At 46.1% G+C, this 20,741-nt stretch carries 20 protein-coding genes; 10 read left to right on the top strand and 10 right to left on the bottom strand.

Annotated elements, in window-relative coordinates; all coding sequences use genetic code 11:
* Positions 1 to 2 precede the first annotated feature (2 nt).
* Positions 3 to 1,418 carry a HAMP domain-containing sensor histidine kinase gene (locus MHM89_RS12340; protein WP_239408931.1) on the bottom strand — a complete coding sequence of 472 codons (1,416 nt, stop codon included), beginning with the start codon at positions 1,416 to 1,418 and terminating at the stop codon, positions 3 to 5.
* A 252-nt stretch (positions 1,419 to 1,670) separates the two neighbouring features.
* On the opposite strand from MHM89_RS12340, the gene MHM89_RS12335 reads away from it, so the two are divergent.
* The 5 genes from MHM89_RS12335 (at position 1,671) to MHM89_RS12315 (ending at position 4,831) form a co-directional block, all read left to right on the top strand.
* On the top strand, positions 1,671 to 1,907 hold the full coding sequence (locus MHM89_RS12335) for a calcium sensor EFh (RefSeq protein ID WP_022943441.1): 237 nt from the start codon (positions 1,671 to 1,673) through the stop codon (positions 1,905 to 1,907).
* Positions 1,908 to 2,012: 105 nt separating this feature from the next.
* Positions 2,013 to 2,246: an EF-hand domain-containing protein gene (locus MHM89_RS12330; protein WP_022943440.1), complete on the top strand. Its 234-nt coding sequence runs from the start codon at positions 2,013 to 2,015 to the stop codon at positions 2,244 to 2,246.
* 109 nt (positions 2,247 to 2,355) lie between these two features.
* Positions 2,356 to 3,024: a hypothetical protein gene (locus MHM89_RS12325; protein WP_239408930.1), complete on the top strand. Its 669-nt coding sequence runs from the start codon at positions 2,356 to 2,358 to the stop codon at positions 3,022 to 3,024.
* An 18-nt stretch (positions 3,025 to 3,042) separates the two neighbouring features.
* Complete coding sequence (locus MHM89_RS12320) at positions 3,043 to 4,194, top strand: sensor histidine kinase (protein WP_239408929.1); 1,152 nt, start codon at positions 3,043 to 3,045, stop codon at positions 4,192 to 4,194.
* Positions 4,187 to 4,831, top strand: coding sequence for a response regulator transcription factor (locus MHM89_RS12315; protein WP_239408928.1), 645 nt, complete (start codon positions 4,187 to 4,189; stop codon positions 4,829 to 4,831). The genes MHM89_RS12320 and MHM89_RS12315 overlap by 8 nt, the downstream gene beginning before the upstream one ends.
* Positions 4,832 to 4,960: 129 nt before the next feature.
* Here the strand turns inward: MHM89_RS12315 and MHM89_RS12310 are convergent, their stop codons facing one another.
* Together MHM89_RS12310 and yaaA are read right to left on the bottom strand one after the other, a co-directional pair.
* Positions 4,961 to 5,923 (bottom strand): mechanosensitive ion channel, encoded by a 963-nt coding sequence (locus tag MHM89_RS12310; RefSeq protein ID WP_138587689.1) that lies wholly within the window; start codon positions 5,921 to 5,923, stop codon positions 4,961 to 4,963.
* Between the two features lie 141 nt (positions 5,924 to 6,064).
* Positions 6,065 to 6,844 carry a peroxide stress protein YaaA gene (gene yaaA / locus MHM89_RS12305; RefSeq protein WP_239408927.1) on the bottom strand — a complete coding sequence of 260 codons (780 nt, stop codon included), beginning with the start codon at positions 6,842 to 6,844 and terminating at the stop codon, positions 6,065 to 6,067.
* Between the two features lie 282 nt (positions 6,845 to 7,126).
* Between yaaA and tal the strand changes: the two genes are divergently transcribed.
* A complete protein-coding gene (gene tal / locus MHM89_RS12300) occupies positions 7,127 to 8,077 on the top strand; it encodes a transaldolase (protein ID WP_045979309.1) in 951 nt (316 codons plus the stop codon).
* Positions 8,078 to 8,229: 152 nt separating this feature from the next.
* Positions 8,230 to 8,415, top strand: coding sequence for a DUF3545 family protein (locus tag MHM89_RS12295; RefSeq protein WP_022943433.1), 186 nt, complete (start codon positions 8,230 to 8,232; stop codon positions 8,413 to 8,415).
* 45 nt (positions 8,416 to 8,460) lie between these two features.
* Here the strand turns inward: MHM89_RS12295 and ung are convergent, their stop codons facing one another.
* The 5 genes from ung to MHM89_RS12270 all read right to left on the bottom strand — a co-directional run bounded on the left by ung (position 8,461) and on the right by MHM89_RS12270 (position 14,468).
* Complete coding sequence (ung, locus tag MHM89_RS12290) at positions 8,461 to 9,132, bottom strand: uracil-DNA glycosylase (protein WP_239408926.1); 672 nt, start codon at positions 9,130 to 9,132, stop codon at positions 8,461 to 8,463.
* A gap of 67 nt (positions 9,133 to 9,199) precedes the next feature.
* Positions 9,200 to 10,483 (bottom strand): threonine synthase, encoded by a 1,284-nt coding sequence (gene thrC / locus MHM89_RS12285; protein ID WP_239408925.1) that lies wholly within the window; start codon positions 10,481 to 10,483, stop codon positions 9,200 to 9,202.
* The gene (gene thrB, locus MHM89_RS12280) at positions 10,483 to 11,424 is read right to left on the bottom strand and encodes a homoserine kinase (RefSeq protein WP_022943430.1); all 942 of its coding nucleotides are present in this window, start codon (positions 11,422 to 11,424) and stop codon (positions 10,483 to 10,485) included. The genes thrC and thrB overlap by 1 nt, the downstream gene beginning before the upstream one ends.
* Before the next feature lie 9 nt (positions 11,425 to 11,433).
* Entirely contained in the window at positions 11,434 to 13,851 is a 2,418-nt protein-coding gene (gene thrA, locus MHM89_RS12275) for a bifunctional aspartate kinase/homoserine dehydrogenase I (RefSeq protein ID WP_239408924.1), read from the bottom strand.
* A gap of 251 nt (positions 13,852 to 14,102) precedes the next feature.
* Positions 14,103 to 14,468, bottom strand: a complete 366-nt coding sequence (locus MHM89_RS12270; RefSeq protein ID WP_138547096.1) for a response regulator — start codon at positions 14,466 to 14,468, stop codon at positions 14,103 to 14,105.
* 236 nt (positions 14,469 to 14,704) lie between these two features.
* Here MHM89_RS12270 and MHM89_RS12265 point away from each other — a divergent pair, with 236 nt between their 5' ends.
* Both MHM89_RS12265 and rdgC read left to right on the top strand, forming a co-directional pair.
* Positions 14,705 to 16,465, top strand: coding sequence for a HAMP domain-containing sensor histidine kinase (locus MHM89_RS12265; RefSeq protein ID WP_045979303.1), 1,761 nt, complete (start codon positions 14,705 to 14,707; stop codon positions 16,463 to 16,465).
* A gap of 66 nt (positions 16,466 to 16,531) precedes the next feature.
* Positions 16,532 to 17,440: a recombination-associated protein RdgC gene (gene rdgC, locus MHM89_RS12260; RefSeq protein ID WP_152441171.1), complete on the top strand. Its 909-nt coding sequence runs from the start codon at positions 16,532 to 16,534 to the stop codon at positions 17,438 to 17,440.
* Positions 17,441 to 17,481: 41 nt separating this feature from the next.
* Here the strand turns inward: rdgC and MHM89_RS12255 are convergent, their stop codons facing one another.
* Positions 17,482 to 18,321: an HDOD domain-containing protein gene (locus MHM89_RS12255; protein WP_045979301.1), complete on the bottom strand. Its 840-nt coding sequence runs from the start codon at positions 18,319 to 18,321 to the stop codon at positions 17,482 to 17,484.
* 280 nt (positions 18,322 to 18,601) lie between these two features.
* Here MHM89_RS12255 and MHM89_RS12250 point away from each other — a divergent pair, with 280 nt between their 5' ends.
* Positions 18,602 to 20,293 (top strand): Zn-dependent hydrolase, encoded by a 1,692-nt coding sequence (locus MHM89_RS12250; protein ID WP_239408922.1) that lies wholly within the window; start codon positions 18,602 to 18,604, stop codon positions 20,291 to 20,293.
* Between the two features lie 49 nt (positions 20,294 to 20,342).
* Here MHM89_RS12250 and MHM89_RS12245 read toward each other — a convergent pair whose 3' ends face one another.
* The gene (locus MHM89_RS12245) at positions 20,343 to 20,735 is read right to left on the bottom strand and encodes an HIT family protein (protein WP_053909970.1); all 393 of its coding nucleotides are present in this window, start codon (positions 20,733 to 20,735) and stop codon (positions 20,343 to 20,345) included.
* Positions 20,736 to 20,741 lie beyond the last annotated feature (6 nt).

Genomic DNA, 20,741 nt, shown 5'->3' with positions numbered 1-20,741 from the left:
CATTACTGATTGAAATGCAGCGTAAAGCAACTGCCCTTAGGGGAAACTGAATGAATATTAATATCACCGTTGAGTTGGTCAACACATTCTTTAACTATCGACAAACCTAACCCACTGCCCTGCAAGCGACTAGACTTGCCCGCTTTGCCTTGGAAGAAAGCGTCAAACAGACGTTCTTGCTCAGCCTTAGAAATTCCAGGCCCTTGGTCGCATACTTTTAATTCAACCTCAGACTTACTTTGACTAATCGCGACGGTGATGGTGGCACCCGGTGGAGAAAACTTAATGGCGTTCGAGAGTAGCTGCACCAAAATCATTTGTACCAATTCGCCATCAAGGCGCAGCATAGCGAGTTTTTTATCACACTGCCAATTTACCTTCTGCTGCGCTAACGCTAAGCGATCAGCGAAATGCTCTAACACTTGGTGTTTTAAGTCAGCAAGATCACACGGGCGCGGATTGGCGGTGCGTGAGCGAATAGCGTTATAATTGAGCAAACTTTGAATCATCGCTCTTAGTCGTTCGGTGCTTTGGCTGATCAGCTCCAGCACATCCTGCTGTTGCTCGTTAATGGGCCCAACGACTTGCTCGCTAAGCAGATCACAGCCTTCCACCATTGATGCCAGGGGGGTTTTTAATTCATGGGTAACATGGCGTAAGAACGTATCCTTTTGCTGCTCTAACGCTTGTAGTTGCTGCTGCATCCAATGCAGCTTCTGCCCCAGCTCTCTTAATTCTTTGGCACCCGTGAGCTTAATATCAACATCCCAATCACCTTTGCCTAAGCGCCCAATCACCCGTGAAAGGTAGCTGAGTCGGCTGCTAATACGCCATAGATACCCGCCACCAAAAAGCAACACAATAGGCACCAAGGCCACCAGCCAATGGATAAAGCTTTGTTGTAAATCAGCCAGAGCTTGCTGCGCATGCGTCACTTGCTTTTTAGTGTGTTCGTGCAGCCACTGACCATGGGTATTAATCTGCTGGCGTAAAGGAACAAACAATTGTGCGTTTTGCGTTTGGCTATTACGCAATTCATCGCGGGTAGCGCTAAAGGTGGCATACAGCTCTTGCCAACGGCTTTGTTCACTGAATACATCAGCGGCACTGATTTGGCTATCCAGCATCGTATCTGCTTTTTGCCATTGCTGTGCTACCGCTTCACTTAACTGCTCACTTTGCAGTACCCAATTTTGCAGGGTTGCACGCTCTAAAGACTGAAAAAGTTGTTTAAATTCATTGAATTGTTCATTTTTTTGATAACTACTCAGAACCATTTGCTGAGTATTCACCATGTGCTTATCAAGGGCCTGCAAGAACACCACCACGACTAAAGCCAATGGCACCAACAGAATGGCTACGCCAATAAAAAACTGTGTAAATAGATTGGGCCGCCAACGCCATAACTGTTTTATCAACTTGCCTCCTGTTGCAAATTTGCGAATCCGTAAAACTTTGAAATATATATAAATTTAAAAATTAACGCGCCACCTGTTGCTATTTGGCAACAAATTTACCTAGCTACCTTCATGACCAACCTACTAACCCTATGAATTTTAACAAGAACAAAAACTGGCATTGTTCTTGTTAATGCTGCGCGGGTATGACTTTGCCATGATAAATCGGTTATACCTGCTTTTGAATTAAGCCACTATGAATTGGAGGATGCAGTGCGACGTTTAAGTGTTTTCGTTGCTTTTCTCACGGTGATAACAGTCACTTTTGCAAAAAGCCAGGTTTCATTTCAACATTTGGATAGTGATCATAATCACTCTATTTCGTATTTGGAAGCGCAGCAGCTCGATGGTTTAGCGCCTGTCTTTTCTGATCTCGACCGTAATCGAGATAACACACTCAGTGCCGATGAATTTGCTCGGTTCAGGCAACAACAATTAACACCCAGTTAGGACTTAATCGCACTAATCGAGCCATTAATCTTATTCTGGTTGGCGTGTGAAAATCGATTCGTTAGGCTAACAATATAAGTGCGTAGTCGCGCGCAAGGAACTCATATGAAAGTAATAGTCACTGTATTTATCTCATTAATTGCTCTAAGTTCTCTGAGCACTGCCCACGCTGGGAGTGTGGAGTCGCGCTTTAAAGAACTCGATCGCAACCGCGATGGCGCCATTAGTAAATCAGAAGCCGCCCAAGAACCCGCATTATGGTCACGCTTTAGCAGCTATGATCAGGACAAAGATGGCAAGCTGTCACTACGTGAATTCAGTAATTACGCCCGCCAGTAACGCCCCCTCTCTTTAAAAGTTCATTATACAGTTATGACTTTTGACACATGCGTGTCATTCCTTGATGGATAAACTTGGGCATACACCCATTGCCATTAAGGATAAAACGATGAAGTCACACTGGTTATTGTTAACGACCGCCGCACTGTTTCTGAGCGCCTGCTCGTCGGATGATTTAGAGGAAGAGCTGGAAACCATTAATTTTGGCAGTGATTATTATAAAAATGATTACTACCTGCTTAACGCCACTGACTACGAGCTGGATTACCACATCGCCAACACCCAACTTAACGGTGATGAACGCGACGTGGCAGATGATGATTATTACCTCGCTACCCTAGCAAAAGATGCACAGCAATATGCCATTACTCACGAGAGTAATGCCAACAGAAAGCTCTCCCTTTATGTTGCAGCAAGAAACGTATTTGGCCCAGTAGCGCAAAAGAGAGTGGAAGTGGAATATGATCACGCATACCACGTTGTCGCCTGGCAAAACGCTGCTCAGATAAACATAAGTCTTATAGAGCAGCAACAAGATAACCAAGACAACGCCTATGCTCTACGTATCTTTGCTGCCGAACCAATTCAGGTTAGCATAAAGGGACACGCTTTTAGCCTAGATGCAGGTGAGCTAAGTGCTTTTGTGCATGGCAGTGATTGCGATTCCGACATAAAAATAGCGCAAAAAAATGTCGACCTATGTACTATCTCGTTCAATCGCTCATACTTACTTGTGGCTAACCAACAAGGCTTAGCAGCTTTATATACCGAGCAGTAAACGCATGGACGCAACAACATGAAGGCATGGCAAAGTAACCACTTTATAGCGAATTGGACTGGCTCTGTTCTAGTACTATTCACCTGCGCTATCGTCGCTGGTTTTGTATTTTACTCGCTGCATCAACAACAGGATGTACTGCGCTTCAACTTGCCTTACCCAGATGTGTTCGTCGCTGCTGTGTTCACTGGTTTTGTCATGCTGCACTTGTTGCGTACCGCAGGCCCACAGAGAACTATTCGATCCCAGAAAATATTGGCCACAGCACAATTTAGTCTGTTGCTGATACTACTGATTTGGATAAAAAGCGGTCTCATTTTAATCCTCTCTGTGGTGTATGTAGCAAGCCTTGTCTATCTGGCGCCGCTAATAGTGTGCTTAGCTTTGGCACTGGTTATGCCTTTAGCCTATTTTGCCACCACGCCCACCTCCTACGACCTCGTGAATACTCTCTTATTCATCGCTTATCACTTGTTTGCTCTGCGCTTATCCTACGCCTTACTTGATGAGCGCCGAGCCAACGAGCGCAATAAGGCCCTACTCCAAGAGCTCAGTGCCACCCAGGTTTTACTGCAAGATACCGCCAAGCGCGATGAACGCCTGCGCATCGCTAGAGACATCCACGACTCGTTAGGACATGGCCTAACGGCGTTAAATTTACAACTGGAACTGGCCCAACAACTCAGCCACTCAGCGCAACCTCCTTTGGCGCAGTGCAAACATATAATCACTGATTTACTGGCGCATACGCGCGATACGGTGAGTACTCTCAGGGCTTTCGATAATATTGATCTCAAGCAGGCGCTAACAACACTGATTGCAGATACTGCTCACCCTGTTACCCAGCTGCATTACAGTGAGCGTGTAAAAGTGCGTGATGCGCGAATCGCCGAGTTGCTGTTTCGTGCCACCCAAGAAGCGCTTACTAACGTGCGCAAACATGCGTACGCTACGCGCTGTGATATTTCCTTGTGGCGTCAGCAACAGTGGTTACTTTGGCGCGTTGAGGACGACGGTATGGGTATTAACCACCATCAATGGGGAAACGGGCTCAAGGGGATGCAAGAGCGTGTGATGCAACTTGACGGCGAGCTGACTGTGACTTCGCTAGCGACCGGCACGCGCCTAGATATCGCGCTTCCGTTAGGTGTGGAGGCTGATAGTGATTAAAGTGGCAGTGGTAGATGATCAAAATTTGGTGCTCGAGGGATTATGTAGCTTATTAGCACTGCATCCTGATTTGCAGGTAAGCGCACAACGCAACCACGCAGAGCATATCGTTACTTGGCTCACGGCCAACCCGGTCGATGTCTTGGTGTTAGATGTGCGTATGCCAACAGTCAGTGGTATTGACGCATTGCGTGAGATCCGCAATGCCAAGCTCCCTGTTGCTGTCATGCTACTTTCGACCTTTGACGAGCATGATTTAGTACTCAAAAGCATTCGCCTTGGTGCTGATGGCTATCTACGTAAAGATATTTCCTTTGCGGTGCTCACCGATGCCATCATCGCGCTCAGCCAAGGACAACGCTGGTTACAACCGGCGGTAACACACACTATCGCCTGTCACGCCTCACGCCCGAATAATCCCCCGCTGTATGAATTTACCCAATACGAAACACTCAGTCTCAGTGAGCTGGAAATCCTCCGCTTGGTGGCTGCTGGATTCTCTAACGCCGAGATTGCCGAGGCGCTGCATAAATCCGCAGGCACAGTGCGCAATCAGGTCTCTGCTATTTTAGCCAAGCTGATGGTACGCGATCGTACCCGCGCTGTATTGCGAGGCATCGAGCTGGGTCTGATTTAAACGATGGCGCCAAGGCGTAGGCTAATTACAACTTGCACTCCCCAATTACAGCGAATAACCAGAAGAAGCGGGAAAATTTTATAACCCGCTTGCAGCTTTTACCGAGTCAGCAGCCGCGCACATGTGTCGCTATTCACTGTCCTCACCCGGTTTTTCATCCTGGCCTCGTTGCTTATGCGCCCCCTCTTCTGGTGACTGTGACGGCAACATCTGCACCAGCTTTTCACCGCCTTTGATACCAAAATCCAAGGTACGAATAGGAAATGGAATAGTCACATCCACACTGTCGAGCGCCTTTTTAACGGTAATGTAAGCTTGATTGCGGATTTCCATGTAACCTGGGTCATCATTTGGGTAGGCTATCCAGAACCAAACCAGCAGATTGATAGCGCTATCACCAAAACCATCGGCGTAAACGGCTGTATCCTCTTTACGAATAACAAAGTCGAGGTTATTGATGTGCTCGACAATGGCTTTTTCTGCTGCTTCGATATCATCGCCATAAGAAATACCAACCGGCACTTCGATACGACGGGTACCGAGATAGTTGTAGTTAGTGAGAATATTGCGAAACAGAATCTTGTTGGGAATAATGATCAACTGACCGTAAAAGTTCTCTACTAACGTATTACGTAGATTAATTGATTTTACGGTGCCAAACACATCGCCACTTTCGATTACATCGCCGGGTCTAAAGGGTTTACGAATGCCCATGGCGACACCGGCAATCAAGTTCTCGGTCATATCTTGAAAGGCAAAACCGATAGCCAAACCGACAATCCCCGCACCCGCGAGCAATGAAGTGACAGTGCCTTTTAACCCTAAGAAATCTAGGGCGATAAACACCCCGAGAGTGAGAATCAAAATCTTCACGATAGAGGTCATTAAACCTGCAATCTGCTCGGAGTCCAAAGAGCGTTTTAATACTTTGCTAATGATTGAGCCTAGCACCCGCGCCAACAGCGCAAATACGATAGTAATGACAATCGCCACCACTAAGTTAGGAATATGACTGATTGCGGTCTCTAGCCAACCACCGAGTTTTTCTTCAATGAGTTTTTGTGCTTTTTCGACATTGAAATTAGCGAACATGCAATGCTCCATTCAAGCGCATAAGTAGATAAAGCGTAAATGATGCAAGATAGCTGCCATATTAGTGGGGAAGGTGACTGGGGAAGGGTTTGCGGGCTCTCATCCTCACCTTTAAAGAGAACAGCAGAGCCCTATGTGGAATTAACTTTGCTCGTCGCGCAAAAACACCGGTTCGTTGTCATTTTTCGTCGCTTCAGCGCTGAAATAGTACCCTGAGCTATCGAAACGTTGTAAAGCCGATAACGAGTCCACTTGGTTTTCGATAATATAACGCGCCATCATCCCTCGTGCTTTCTTAGCATAAAAACTGATGACCTTGTATTGGCCGTTTTTACAGTCTTTGAATACAGGCGTAACAATCGTCCCGTCGAGTGCTTTTTTGTCCACCGCTTTGAAATATTCATTCGAAGCCAAGTTAACCAGCGTGGATGTGCCCGCCTGCGCCATGGCTTCATTTAATTTTTTGGCGATAACCTCTGCCCAAAATTGATATAAATTTGTGCCTCGGGGGTTATTTAACTTGGTGCCCATTTCTAAGCGGTAAGACTGCATCAGATCCAGTGGTTTTAACACCCCATAAAGGCCGGAGAGAATGCGTAGATGCTGCTGCGCATAGGCTAAGGCTTTATCCTCTAAGCTTGATGCATCAAGGCCTGTGTAAACATCGCCATTAAATGCAAACACCGCTTGTTTTGCATTCTCAGGGGTAAATGGCTGCGACCACTCACTAAAGCGTGCGGCATTGAGCCCCGCTAGCTTATCGCTAATCTTCATGAGGCTGCCAAGCTGCTGCGGCGAAAGCTCGCGACACACCTCGATCAGCTCTTCACTGTGGCTCAGCAGCTCTGGCTGCGTGTAGTCCTGCGTTGGCGCAGGCGTATCGTAATCAAGATTCTTTGCTGGAGATATAACAGTAATCATAATTGCAGTTGACTTGCCTAGTAATTAGTGTCAATTTCAACATTAAATAAAGCAAAAATCACGCTTTATTCAAAAATCGACCTTTCTACCTGCAAGTTCACTTGTACGGTGCGCGTCGGTTCCATGCGCGCTAGCCAATAGCGACATCAATGCACGGACAATTGACCTCCCTTTGGTTGTCACTTAGGTGCAACATAAACGAAATAACCTATGTATGTTTGTCTGGCGTTTTCAAGCAACAGGCAAGCTCAGCAGATTTTATGCTTGGAATGAGGAAAGCACATGACTACAGCACTGCAACAGTTGAAAGCACATTCAACCATTGTAGCCGACACCGGTGATATTGAAGCGATTCGTAAACATCAACCTCAAGATGCAACGACTAACCCCTCCTTGCTGCTTAAAGCGAGTGAGATAGACGCATACAAGCCCTATCTGGATAAAGCATGGCAGTATGCCAAAGAGCAAAGCACTGATGCGCAGCAGCAACTCGAATTAGCCTGTGACTATTTTGCCGTATTAATCGGTAAAGAAATCGCTGATATTGTGCCTGGTTACATCTCCACCGAAGTGGACGCGCGTTTATCATTTGACACCCAAGCAACCATTGCCAAAGCCAAACAGTTACTCGCGCTGTATGATTTAGAAGGCGTCAGCCGTGACAAGATTTTAATTAAAATTGCATCGACATGGGAAGGGATCAAAGCTGCCGAGCAACTTGAGAAAGAAGGCATTCGCTGCAACCTTACGCTGTTATTCAGTGACGCCCAAGCCCGTGCATGCGCCGATGCCAATGTTTACCTTATTTCACCTTTTGTGGGCCGTATTCTCGATTGGCATGTTGCTAACGGGATGGAGAAGCCTAACGATCCATTGCAAGACCCAGGCGTGCAATCGGTGCGCAGTATTTATGACTTTTACAAAAGCCACGGCTACGACACTATCGTCATGGGTGCCAGCTTCCGTAACACCGGTGAAATTCTTGCCTTAACGGGCTGTGATCGCCTCACCATAAGCCCTGCATTGCTCGAGGAATTAGCCGAGTTGCCAGCTAATACAGATTACTTGTTAAGCGGTGCAAACGATGTACAGCCTAAGCCTGAAGCACTCACAGAGAGTGAATTCCGCTGGTTGCATAACGAAGACGCGATGGCGACTGAAAAGCTCGCCGAGGGAATTCGTGCTTTTGCTAAAGCTCAGCAAGATTTAGAGGCTCGTTTTAAACAACTCTAACACCATTCGGCGGCCCACAGGGCCGCCATTTCTCTGCCCTTTCCGCTCGTAATAGAATTATCACTTTTCTGTAACCTTGGTTAAACATTTTCGTTTTATTTTTATACCAACTGTGGTATAGATTGATTGCATTAGTTATACAGGAGAGTGTCATGGATAGTCTGAATGAACTAATAAAAATAATAGAAGGTCCAGAGACCAAAAAGACATCCGGTCGAAATAAAAAACGTAAATGGCGCGAAATCGAAGCACTAAAAGATAAGCAACGTCTGCGCAAAGAACTGCAAGAACTAGACTTGTTCAGCGATGACATTGGTTTAGAAGAGTTAGATTTTTGATACCAACATAAAAAAGAGGGCCTAGATGCCCTCTTTTTTATTGCGTTATATTTGCTCGGCTAGAGTCCAATCAATGGCAGCTTGACCTTGGTTGGTAAGGATTTCATTGACTTTGGAAAAGTGACCACAGCCAAAAAAACCGCGATGTGCTGACAGCGGCGACGGATGAGGTGCCTTAAGCACATGGTGCTTTTGCGTGTCGATGTGCTTGCCCTTTTTCTGAGCGTGTGCGCCCCAAAGCAAAAACACAATGCCCTTGCCATGTTGGTTAAGTTGTTCGATGACCACGTCAGTAAAACGCTCCCAGCCGAGGTGCTTATGCGAGTGTGCTTGCCCTTGTTCAACGGTCAATACGGTATTGAGCAGCAACACCCCTTGGTGTGCCCAAGACTGTAAATATCCATGTTGAGGGATGCTGAATCCAGCGATATCTTGCGCCAATTCCTTATACATATTCGCCAATGACGGCGGCGGTTTTACCCCAGGTAACACCGAAAAGCATAAGCCATGCGCTTGATTTGGACCATGGTATGGGTCTTGACCCAGTATCACCACTTTCACATCTTCAAACGCGGTGGCGCGAAATGCCTCAAATACCTGTTCTTGAGGCGGATACACAGCTACGCCCTGCTCTCGGCGTTGGTGCACATAATCCAAGGTTTGTTGAAAGTAAGGCTGCTGTTTTTGCTCTGCTAATAAATCAGACCAAGATGTCATGCTGCTCGGTTCCATTAAAAAAACGGCCCTAAAGGCCGTTTGTTATCGATATTGCTAGCTTACCAAATTAACCTAATTTCGCCAGCAGCGCTTGCCGTAATTGTTGATAATCTGCACTCATCGGCTCAGCAAGGCAAGGTTTAGCCAAGGCATCGCTAAGCGCCTTTGGCATCGCTAATTCAACATTTAAAATCTTCTCCACGCTGGCTTGAAACTTAGCCGGGTGGGCCGTAGCTAGGAAAATCCCCTGATGCTCAGGTGCTAAATCCGCTTTTAACCCTTCATAAGCAATCGCGGTGTGTGGCTCAGCTTGATAGCCCATGCTCTGTAATTCACGCATCGCCAAAGCGGTTTGCTCCTCATCCACAGCATGAGAAAAGAAATCGTCATAGCTGAAACGACCACTGTCTAACATCGTTTGTACACGAGGCCAGTTATTGGGCCGACTGACATCCATAGCATTAGACAGAGACTCTTGAGTCTCATGCGGCTGCCATTGCTTGGAGGCGATAAAGCGCGGCACCGTGTCATTTTGATTTGTTGTTGCCGAGAGTTTTTGAATGGGTAAGCCAATCAGCGCCGCTATCATCGCTGCGCACACATTACCAAAGTTACCGCTCGGCACCGAGATGTGCGCTTTGTTTCGCTGCGCTTTGGGCAACTGCGCCACCGCCTCAAAGTAATAACATACCTGCGCGAGTAAGCGACTAATATTAATAGAATTCGCAGAATTAAGGCGCAAACGCGTTTTGAGCTCGTCATCCAAAAATCCTTGCTTAACCATGGCCTGACAATCGTCGAACGAACCTTTTACACTGTAACAGTGAATATTATTGCCTAAGGTTGTAAACAGCTTTTGCTGCGCCTCTGATATCTTGCCTTCAGGGTACAGGATCACCACATCGATGTTCTCTTTGCCATAAAAAGCATGGGCTACTGCAGCGCCAGTGTCACCACTGGTGGCTGTGAGAATAGTGACCTTTTCTGTGTTACTGAACTGGGCAAGGCACTGCGCCATAAAGCGCCCACCAAAATCTTTAAATGCCAAGGTAGGGCCATGAAAAAGCTCTAAACAATGGAGGTTGTCGGCAACTTGAACCAAAGGTGCTGGAAAAGTAAACGCTCCCTGCACCATTTCAGCGACCACATTAGGACTCAATTCATCGCCAATCAAGTGCGTCAGTACTTGTGTGCTGCGCGAGACAAAATCCATTTCCAATAAGGCATCCATATTATCCAGTGGCGTTAGCTGTTGCGGAAAAAACACCCCTTGATTGCGCCCTAACCCCGTTTTTACCGCCTCAACAAAAGACACCACCTGGCTATCATCTTTTAAATTATACAACCGCATTATTCTTTTCCCTCATTCAAAACCCGCGTACCTGCCGTATCTATCTGACAAATATGACTAAAGCCTTGTTCATTTACATAGTTCTGCTGTAACCACTGCTGGCAGTTTTTAGCATCATTGATATTGTCACATAGTGCAAAAAGCGTCGGCCCAGCACCAGAAATACTCACCGCCTTCGCGCCTAACTCTAGCACCGCCTTTTTAGCGGCACTGAAACCGCTGATCAATTCACTGCGATAGGGCTCAGCAACCGTATCAATCATCAGCTCCATCGCTAACTCATGCTGTTGCTGATGCATTAGCGTACAAAATGCACTGAGACGCTGAGCAAATTCAATACCATGGTGTAAGCTCATTTGCTGCGGCAGCACTGCTCGAGCCTGAGCGGTATTAAGGGTGAAACCGGGAAACGCGACCACTGGATACCAGTTACTGGGAGTGGGGATCGTCAGTGAACGACCGGGTATCAGCGCCCCTGTGAGCTGCAAACCACCAAGCAAACACGGCGTGATATTGTCATAATGACGAGCGCCGCTGACCTTAGCTTCAAAATCAGCCATTAGCTCAATGAGTGCATCCTCACTGAGCTCAGTGCCGGCAAATTTATTCAGCGCTGCAAGTGCCGCAACCACTGAGCAGGCGCTGGACCCCAGACCTGAACCAATGGGCAGATTCTTAACTAACTCCATACGCGCTGTCGGCATATCTGGTGCGACCGTGGCACGAAAGTGCGCCATGCACATAAAGGCTAAATTTTGCTCTGCCTGTTGTGGCAATTTATGGGCGTAAGGCCCTGAGCACACAAATTCTGTATCAGCGCTGGCGCTAATTCGCACCACATCGCCCAACAAAGTGCCATCAATGGGTGCAATAGCCGCTCCCAACGCATCAAATCCAACCGCAAAATTACCAATCGAGGCCGGCGCATAAACTTCAATCATGGCCCTCTCCTAACGTGGTAAGGTTTTCAAAATATCAGCGAAAACTCCCGCTGCGGTCACTTCGGCTCCTGCGCCATAACCGCGAATAACGTAAGGCTTGGGCTGATAATACTGACTCAAAATAGCTAAGGCATTTTCGCCGTCACGAATGTCATACAACGCATGTCGACTATCAACGGCTTCAATACCAACACGACAATGACCATCTTCAATTGCGCCAACATAACGCAAGACCTTTCCTTCGGCTTGGGCGCTGGCAACCTTATCGGCAAAATCTGAATCAAGTTGTGGTAATTTAGCCATAAACTCATCAACGCTTAGTCCCTCGGCAAAGCCCGGCGGCAATACCGACTCCACTTCAATATCATCCAGCTCAAGAGCCAAACCTGACTCCCTAGCGATAATAAGTAGTTTACGGGCGACATCAGTCCCTGAAAGGTCATCACGAGGGTCCGGCTCGGTAAAGCCATTTTCTTTAGCTTTGATGGTTGCTTGTGACAGGCTTAAGCCATCACCGATCACACCGAACATATAAGATAACGATCCCGATAAAATGCCGCTAAAATGCAGAAGCTCATCACCGGCACCGAATAACAACTGCAGGTTATCGAGCACGGGTAAGCCGGCGCCAACATTGGTTTCATACAAAAAGCGGCGATTATTGCGCTGCGCAGCGAGTTTGAGCTGCTGATAGTAAGCCTGCGAGCTGGTATTGGCCTTTTTATTAGCCGCTACCACATGAAAACCAGCATTAAGGAAATCAGCATACTGAGCAGCGAGCGCACCAGAGGAGCTGCAATCCACTAACACCGGGTTAATCAGATGGTTTTGCTTAACGAACTGTTCCAGCAAGGTTAGATCAAATTGCTGTGAGGTCTGCGCCAATGGCTGCTGCCAATTTTCTAGATCAATCCCCTCACTGTTTAACAGCATTTGTCGGGAGTTGGCCACGCCTCGGACTTTGAGTTTGATATTACGTTGTTGCAACCATTGTTGTTGCCTACGCACTTGGCTTAGCAGCTCGCTGCCAACAAGCCCACAGCCGAGCAGGAAAACATCAATAGAAGGCACATGGGTAAAGAAGTTTTCATGACAAACCTTCACTGCATCATTACATAACTCACCATCAACAACCGCAGAAATTGAACTCTCTGTTGAATCCTGGGCTATGGCAACGATATTCACTTGAGCCTGCGCCAGCGAGGCAAAGAACTTCGCTGCTAAGCCTTTGTGTGCTCGCATGTTATCGCCAACTAACGTAACAATCGCTAAATTCCGCTGCACTTGTACAGGCTCAATAAGCCCCGCTTTTGATTCAAGTTCAAAAGCTTGTTCGAGAGCATGCAGCGCCAAGGCTAAATCTGGCTGATGCACGCAAAAGCTAATGCTGAACTCACAGCTGGACTGGGTGATGAGAACAATAGAGACATTATCGGCTGCTAGCGCAGTAAACACCTTAGCCGCCATGCCGACTTTACCTTTCATGCCCGGCCCTGACACCGTGAGCATAGCCAAATCTTGTAAACTTGAGATCGCTTTTACCGGCTCACTTTCAGTGACTTCATCACTGATCAATGAGCCGGGTTCTTTACTGTTGTGGGTATTTTTTATCTCACATGGCACGCCCGCTTTTGCGCATGGCACAATGGTTTTGGGATGCAAGACTTTAGCGCCAAAGTAAGAAAGCTCCATCGCTTCTTTGTAAGACAGAAAATCGACCTTAGTGGCCCCTTTGATATAGCGAGGGTCAGCGCTATACACACCGTCAACATCGGTCCAGATTTGACAGATATCGGCCTCTAAACAAGCGGCTGCAACAGCAGCAGAATAGTCGGAGCCATTACGCCCTAGCGTGGTCAATTGGGCATCGTCATTGGCCCCGGTGAAGCCAGGCATAATATAGATTTTTGCGGGGTTAGCGTGCAAATATTCACGAAACTGTAGTTTTGATACATCTAGATCAACTTCAGCGTTTAAGTAGCCACCGCTGGAGCGGATAACTTGTTCCGCACTCATATAATGAGGGCGAAAATCATCGAGTAGCACCTGCATCAAGGCCACACTAATGCGCTCACCAAAGCTAATTACATAAGCGAACACCGAATCCGGGCACTGTCCTAATAAAGCCACGCCTTCTAGCTTTTGTTTTAACTGCGTAAAGTCAGGCCAATTTGCAGGCTGCTGATTTTGCTCACACACTTCGTCTTTCAAAGTGTGTGCACGTTCATAAAACAGTTGCCACTGTGACTGGATATCTGCACCTGCCGCCGCACTCTCAGCTAGCCCCACCAATGTATCCGTCATACCGCCGGGGGCTGACAATACCAGCAGCATTTGCTCTTTGAGCTCTTGGCGGACAATCTCACTTACTCGCTTTAAACAACTGGCATCGGCCAGTGACGAGCCTCCAAACTTTAGTACTTGCATGTTTTCCTCATTCCCAATAACACCTTTTTACCAGGGCGTGGCGTTAGACCAAAAAAAAGGCCTATGCTCAGTGAGCATAGGCCTTTTTTCTCTGCGCACCGACCCATGCCACTATCCGCTAAGGATGGTGGTGGTAATAATGGTGGTCAGTGTTGCGTAATTTGTGTTCATGGTTCTAGACTGCACGAAAATGACTATTTCTGTCAACAGCTAAAGAAAAGAAAAAATATGCTTTTTAGATATAACTAAGATTAGTAAACGCCAAATTTATGCAAAACATCCGCTAAAGCATCTGTTTTTACCGGTTTATTAATGAATCCAAGGGCGCCGAGTTGCGCTGTGCGCTGCTTCATTTGCGACTGTACGTCGGCAGAAATAACCACTACGTAGGTTTCTATTTTGCGTGTGCGCATTTGTTGTAATACCCCGATACCGTCAATTTTCGGCATGGTGAGGTCTAAACAGAGGAGATCAAAGTGTTGTTCGCTCATTAGTGTCAGTGCATGTTCACCATCTGTAGCGTGCGTCACCGCGCAAGGCAAAATAGACATAACCGCTTTGCTCGCTTGTTTTCGAGCCATTACGGAATCGTCACAGACTAACACCTGAAAAGCCATTACTACGCCATTTGAGGGTAAAACTTATATCAGTAGGTTATACCATAGCTATAAACAAATCTTAACACCGCAGGCCATAGATTTTTGTTAATCTGCAGTCTTTAAGCTATTATTTTATTTATTTTTTCAAGAATCTTGGCTAGCTTTAGGTTTTTGAAGCCAATGGCGAATTTAGGGCTGATAATTGACGTTTTATCATCGCTTTTTCATGGTTTATACAAGGGCTCTGTACTCGTATGTTGCATAATAGTTTGTCGAAGAAGCTCCTAACCAGTGTTTTGTCGGTGTATTTTTTACTCACATTTGTTGTCACTTGCGGCCAAGTCTTTGCTGAGTACTTGAATACCAAAAACTACATACGCGATGAACTACAAACACTGCAAAAGACCTTTAGTGGCAGCCTTACCCGCGCAATTTGGGAATTAAATACTGATCAAAGTATTACCATCGCCGAAGGGTTAATTGCTATCCCTATGGTTGAAGGAATTATTGTCCGCGATGACAGCGGCGAAGTGATTTCTCAACTCGGGCGCTCTTTAGACATTCGCGAGCTTTACTCGCAACAATTAGTGCAAGATGCTTCTATCATAGAAGATACTCCCTCCGGATTATTTGGTTACACCTTTCCGTTAATTTTTGAGTTTTCTGGGCGCGCTACTCAAGTGGGTGATGTCACACTTTTTTCCAGCCGAGATGTGGTTGTCAGCCGTATTATCGTGTCAATCTATCTTCTGGTCGGCAACGCCATGATCAAAACCGCGTTTTTGATCTTATTGTTTTTATTGGCTTTTCGTAAACACCTCACCCATCCGCTCAATCAACTTACCGAGCAGATTGAAAGCCTCGAGCTAGATGACTTAGAAGGGACAAGAATAAACCTCGATAGTAATGAAAAAAACGAGTTGAATGTCATGGCGCAGTCATTCAACAACATGATCAATAAAGTAGTCGAGTATCGCAATAAACTGGAACACACCCAAAAAGAGTTATTGAAAAGCAATGAAAAACTGGACCAGCAAAACTTACAGCTGGAGCAAGAGGTAGCAAGAAAAACCTCAAACCTAAGCCAAGCGATGATGGATTTGCAGCAGCAGAAATATGAGCTGGAAAAACAAAAGCTCAACTTAACAGAGGAAATTGAACTGCGCCGTCATACCGAGCAAGAGTTGCTAACCAAGCAAAGCGAGATGCAGCGTTATGTCGATGAGCTCAATTTGGCCCAAGAGCGCTTGCTTGGCTCGGAGAAAATGGCAGCGCTGGGTGGTTTAGTCGCGGGTATCACTCATGATATCAACACGCCAGTGGGAATAGGTGTTACCGCAACCTCCTTCTTACAAGAGCGTCTCGATGCCATTGAGCATGCTTATAAAGAAAAAACACTTTCCCCGAAAGCGCTAGAAGAGTTTATTAAAGATGCGAAGCAAAGTACTGAACTGCTCACTTCGAATCTTGCCCGCGCCTCAGAATTAGTTGCCAGCTTTAAACAAATAGCAGTCGATCAGGCCAGTGAAGCGGTACGCACCATAAACTTTAAAGAATACTTGGGCGAGGTGATTCGCTCACTGCACCCAAAAATTAAGAAAACTCAACACCAAGTGGATGTAAACTGCCCCGATAACTTGGTGCTCAATTTACCTGCTGGTGCTATTAGCCAAATCTTCACTAACCTAATTATGAACTCACTCATTCATGGCTTTGAAGGTGTCGAAAAGGGCACTATCACTATTGATGTGAGCGAAAATGATGGCTTAGTGGATATCAACTATCGTGATAATGGTCGTGGTGTTGATGCCGAACAATTAGATAAACTGTTTGACCCCTTCTTTACCACCAAACGTGACCAGGGCGGCAGTGGTCTGGGCACTCATATCACCTTCAATTTGGTTAAACAAACCTTGGGGGGTGAGATTGAAGTGAGCAGCGAGCCAGGCCAAGGTTTGCAATACCGGATTACTATCCCAAAAGACCTACCAAAGCCAATGCAAATGTTTAATTAGTAAGGTGACTCCTGCTATGATGGCGCCACATTTAATTCGAGCCCACAGCTCAACGGAAGTAAAACTATGTGGTTTAGCAACCTTATCTGTTATCGCTTTAAGCAAGACATCAGTTACCAACAAGACGATTTTGAAAAAGCCCTAGAGCAAGACGTATTCCGCCCCTGTGGCAGCCAAGACATGCATACCTTTGGCTGGACCAAGCCGTTTGGCAAACATGGTCAGATGCTCAGTCACTTCTCGCAAAGTACTGTTTTAGTGTGCGCTAAGCGGGAAGAAAAAGTACTGCCCCCTGCGGTCGTCAACGAGATGGTGCAGGAGAAGATCGATCATTTAGAAGCTGAAGAAAACCGCCGCGTTAGCAAAAAAGAAAAAGATGAGCTAAAAGAAAACATTTTGCATTCTTTGCTGCCTCAAGCATTTAAGAAGTCTAGCCTCCAATTTGCTTTTATCGATATGGAAAATGGCTGGGTTGTGGTCAATAGTGCCAGCTTTAATAAAGCAGAAGAGTTACTTGCGTTATTGCGCAAGTCACTAGGCACATTGCCTGTTGTGCCAGCGTTTGCAAATTATGATCTTGGCTTATTTTTAACGTCGTGGTTGAAGGAATTCAACGCTCCAGAAGGCTTCGCGATTGGCTTAGACGCCGAGTTGCAAGAGCAAGATGACAATGGGGCACAAGTGAAGTTTAAAGGCCATGACCTATCCAGTGATGAGGTTAAAAACCACTTAGATAATGGCAAAGAGGTCACTAAGCTGGCGTTGGAGTATCAAGAACGAGTGAAGTTCTTATTGCAAAATGATGGCTCTATTAAACGCGTCAGTTATGCCGATACGTTAAAAGAAGAAAACGCCGATATTCCTAAAGAAGACATGGCAGTAAAGCTTGACGCAGACTTTATTCTTGCCTCGGAAGAAATCAAACAACTCCTTGATGCATTGACCAATCAATTAGGCGATGCCGAGGATCTGTAAGTACAATGCATAACTGAAAAAGGAGCCTGAGGCTCCTTTTTTTAACTGAATATTTCTCTTATATCACCCACGACTTCCTGATACTCATCGTCAGCAAATATTTCCACAGATGGGATAATCCCTTTATCGACATAAACATTCAGTGCGGACGACTTATCTGACACTTGTAAAATGCCCTCCATGATCGCGCCCATGCGGATGAAATCGACAAACTCCACCTCTTTAGGACGATAATTAGGATCGGCCCAGCACTTTGCTACTTCTACGAATTCATCAGAGAAGTCCCAAGCGGTTAAAATAGCAGCACCAATGCGCCCTGCTAGTTTTTGAATAGCATGAGCTAAAAAGCTCGGATTAGCAAACACCTCTGGGTGCTTCTCAGCCTCGGTGAGAATAGGCAAAATACCAATATTGTAGGTCAGTGCTGCCAAGGTGATAGTTTCGGTATTGATCGTGTCATGACGCTGTTGCTTGCGAAAGTTCTGCACCAACGCTATCGAATGGCAGGCAACACGAATAGTCTTTTGCCATGCCTTATCCATATAGCCTTTGATCAGCTCATGCTGAGAGACGAATAGCTGCTCCATCGCCATCGCTGTGGCAATATTTTTTATCTGCCTTAGTCCAATGCGCGTAACGGCTTGGTTTATAGTCGTCACCTTCACCGAGCGACTCATCAAGGCGCTATTCGCAACTTTGATCATCCGTGCTGCTAATGCGGGATCATTGGCGATCACGTCCGCCATATCATGTAAAGTTATATCCGGGTCATCTGCAGCGTTACGCACTCGAAGTGCCACTTCCGGCAAGGTTGGCAGCACCAAAGTATCGTTATTTATGCGGTCAACCAAGATGGTCAGCAAAGCGTTTTCTGTGGACATGTCGCCAGTATCCTTTATGTCAGCAAAGCCGTTTTTTCTTATAAATTAGCTATAAGTTACCGATAAAGTTTAGAAAGTGATAGCGCAATTGCCCATTTATTTACAAAAAATAATTACCTATGTTCCCATAATCATTATTGCCAGCCAGCCCTTGAGTTGCTTTAATGCCCAACAACATGGGGCTCTCCCCCGCTATAACCGAACAATAAACTCTCTCAATGGACTGTGTTTTATGTCTTACTTTACAGTCCAATAACGAGTTACACCGAAAGAGGATCCCATGAGTAAATTGTCGAAAATTTCTCAAGCACTGCTTATTAGCTCTGTATTCGCACTTGGCGCCTGCTCCAAGCAACCACAGTCAACTACTGAACAAACAGCGGCGAGCGCACAACCAAGCAGTGGCCCTGAATTGATAAATATTGAACGCGAGCGGCTTAACATTTACACCGATTTTGAGCTCAATACCGACTTGTCACACCTAAGCGGGAATCAGCAAAAAATGCTCGCTAAACTGATTGATGCCTCAAAAATTATGGACCAACTTTTTTGGCGCCAGGCTTTCGGTGGCGAGCAACAAGATTTCTTAGCGAGCCTAGATGATGAACAAGTGCGTCACTTTGCCAAGATTAACTATGGTCCTTGGGATCGCTTAAACGGCGATCAGCCTTTTTTAAGCGGCTTTGAGCACAAACCAGCAGGGGCTCAATTTTACCCAGCTGATATGACAAAAGAAGAATTAGAGCAAAGCAGTGTAAAAGATAAAACAGGCCTTTATTCCATCATCAAACGCGATGACAATGGTGAGCTTTACAGTGTGCCTTATTCAGTAGAATACGCCCAAGCATTGGAAGCTGCCGCAGATTTGCTGCGCCAAGCGAGCGAACTGGCCGATAATAGAGAATTCGCTAACTACTTGAGTATGCGTGCCGATGCCTTGCTAAGTGATGACTATCAAGCCTCTGATTTTGCTTGGATGGATATGAAAAATAACCCTATTGATGTGGTTATTGGCCCAATCGAAACCTATGAAGATCAACTTTTCGGGTATCGTGCGGCTTTTGAATCCTATGTTTTGGTCAAAGACATGGCCTGGAGTGAGCGTTTAGCAAAATTTGCGCAATTCCTTCCGGAGCTACAAAAAGGTCTGCCTGTGGCGGAGCAATATAAGCAAGAGGTTCCTGGTTCAGATGCCGACCTTAATGCGTATGATGTCATCTACTATGCTGGCCACTCCAATGCTGGCAGCAAAACCATAGCTATCAATCTACCTAATGATGAGCAAGTGCAACTGGAAAAAGGCACTCGTCGCCTGCAACTTAAAAATGCCATGCGCGCTAAGTTCGACAAAATCCTCATGCCCATTGCCGCTGAGCTCATTGTGCCCGAGCAGCGCAAACACATTACTTTCGACGCCTTTTTTGCCAATACCATGTTCCACGAAGTGGCGCATGGCCTAGGTATTAAAAACACCATTACCGGTAAAGGCACCGTACGCCAGTCGCTTCAAGAGCACGCGAGTGCATTGGAAGAAGGTAAGGCGGATATCCTTGGCTTGTATATGGTTGAACAGCTATTGAAAAAAGGCGAGATTACCGAGGGTACGTTAGAAGATTACTATGTTACCTTTATGGCTGGAATCTTCCGCTCTGTACGTTTTGGCGCATCCAGCGCGCACGGTAAAGCTAACATGATCCGCTTTAACTTCTTCAAACAAGAAGGCGCGTTCTCCAAAGATGAAAACGGCCTATATCAGGTAAATATGGATAAGATGGCTGCAGCCATGAGCAAGCTATCGAATTTAATTCTTACCCTGCAAGGTGACGGTGACTATCAGAAGGTGGACCAACTCGTTGCTACCATGGGTGAAATTAAACCTGAACTGGCCGCTGATTTAGAAAAGCTCAGTAAAGCGAATATCCCTGTGGATGTCGACTTCATCCAGGGCAAAAAGGTATTAGGCTTAAACTAAGCCTGTATTTGTAAACGACATAAAAACAGCGCCTTTCGGCGCTGTTTTTTTATAGCTGCAAATTCTCTTTAATCTGTTGAATTTGCGCTTCAGTGTAAGGTTTAGGTGGGTGTACCCCCCACACCGGTTTGGGCCATGCGGGGTCTTGCTCAAAGCGAGCAATATGATGAATATGCAACTGCTCAACCATGTTACCTAAAGCAGCAACATTTAATTTTGCCGGTTTGAACACTGTTTTTAACATACAGCTAAGCTTCGCCGATTCACGTCCTAACACGATTTGGTCGCGATCACTTAAATCAATGATCTCTTTTAATCCGCTTTTGCGCGGTACCAGAATAAACCAAGGGTACTGGCTGTCATTCATTAACAACACTTTACACAACGGCCAATCCGCCAATTCAATACAATCTCGTTCCAACTCTGGTGCTAATGCAAACATAGCATC

This window comes from Pseudoalteromonas sp. CNC9-20, assembly GCF_022347875.1.
GTDB classification, from domain to species: domain Bacteria; phylum Pseudomonadota; class Gammaproteobacteria; order Enterobacterales; family Alteromonadaceae; genus Pseudoalteromonas; species Pseudoalteromonas ruthenica.
The sequence above is the reverse complement of the archived record's forward strand: the minus strand, read 5'-3'. Positions and strand labels throughout refer to the sequence as shown.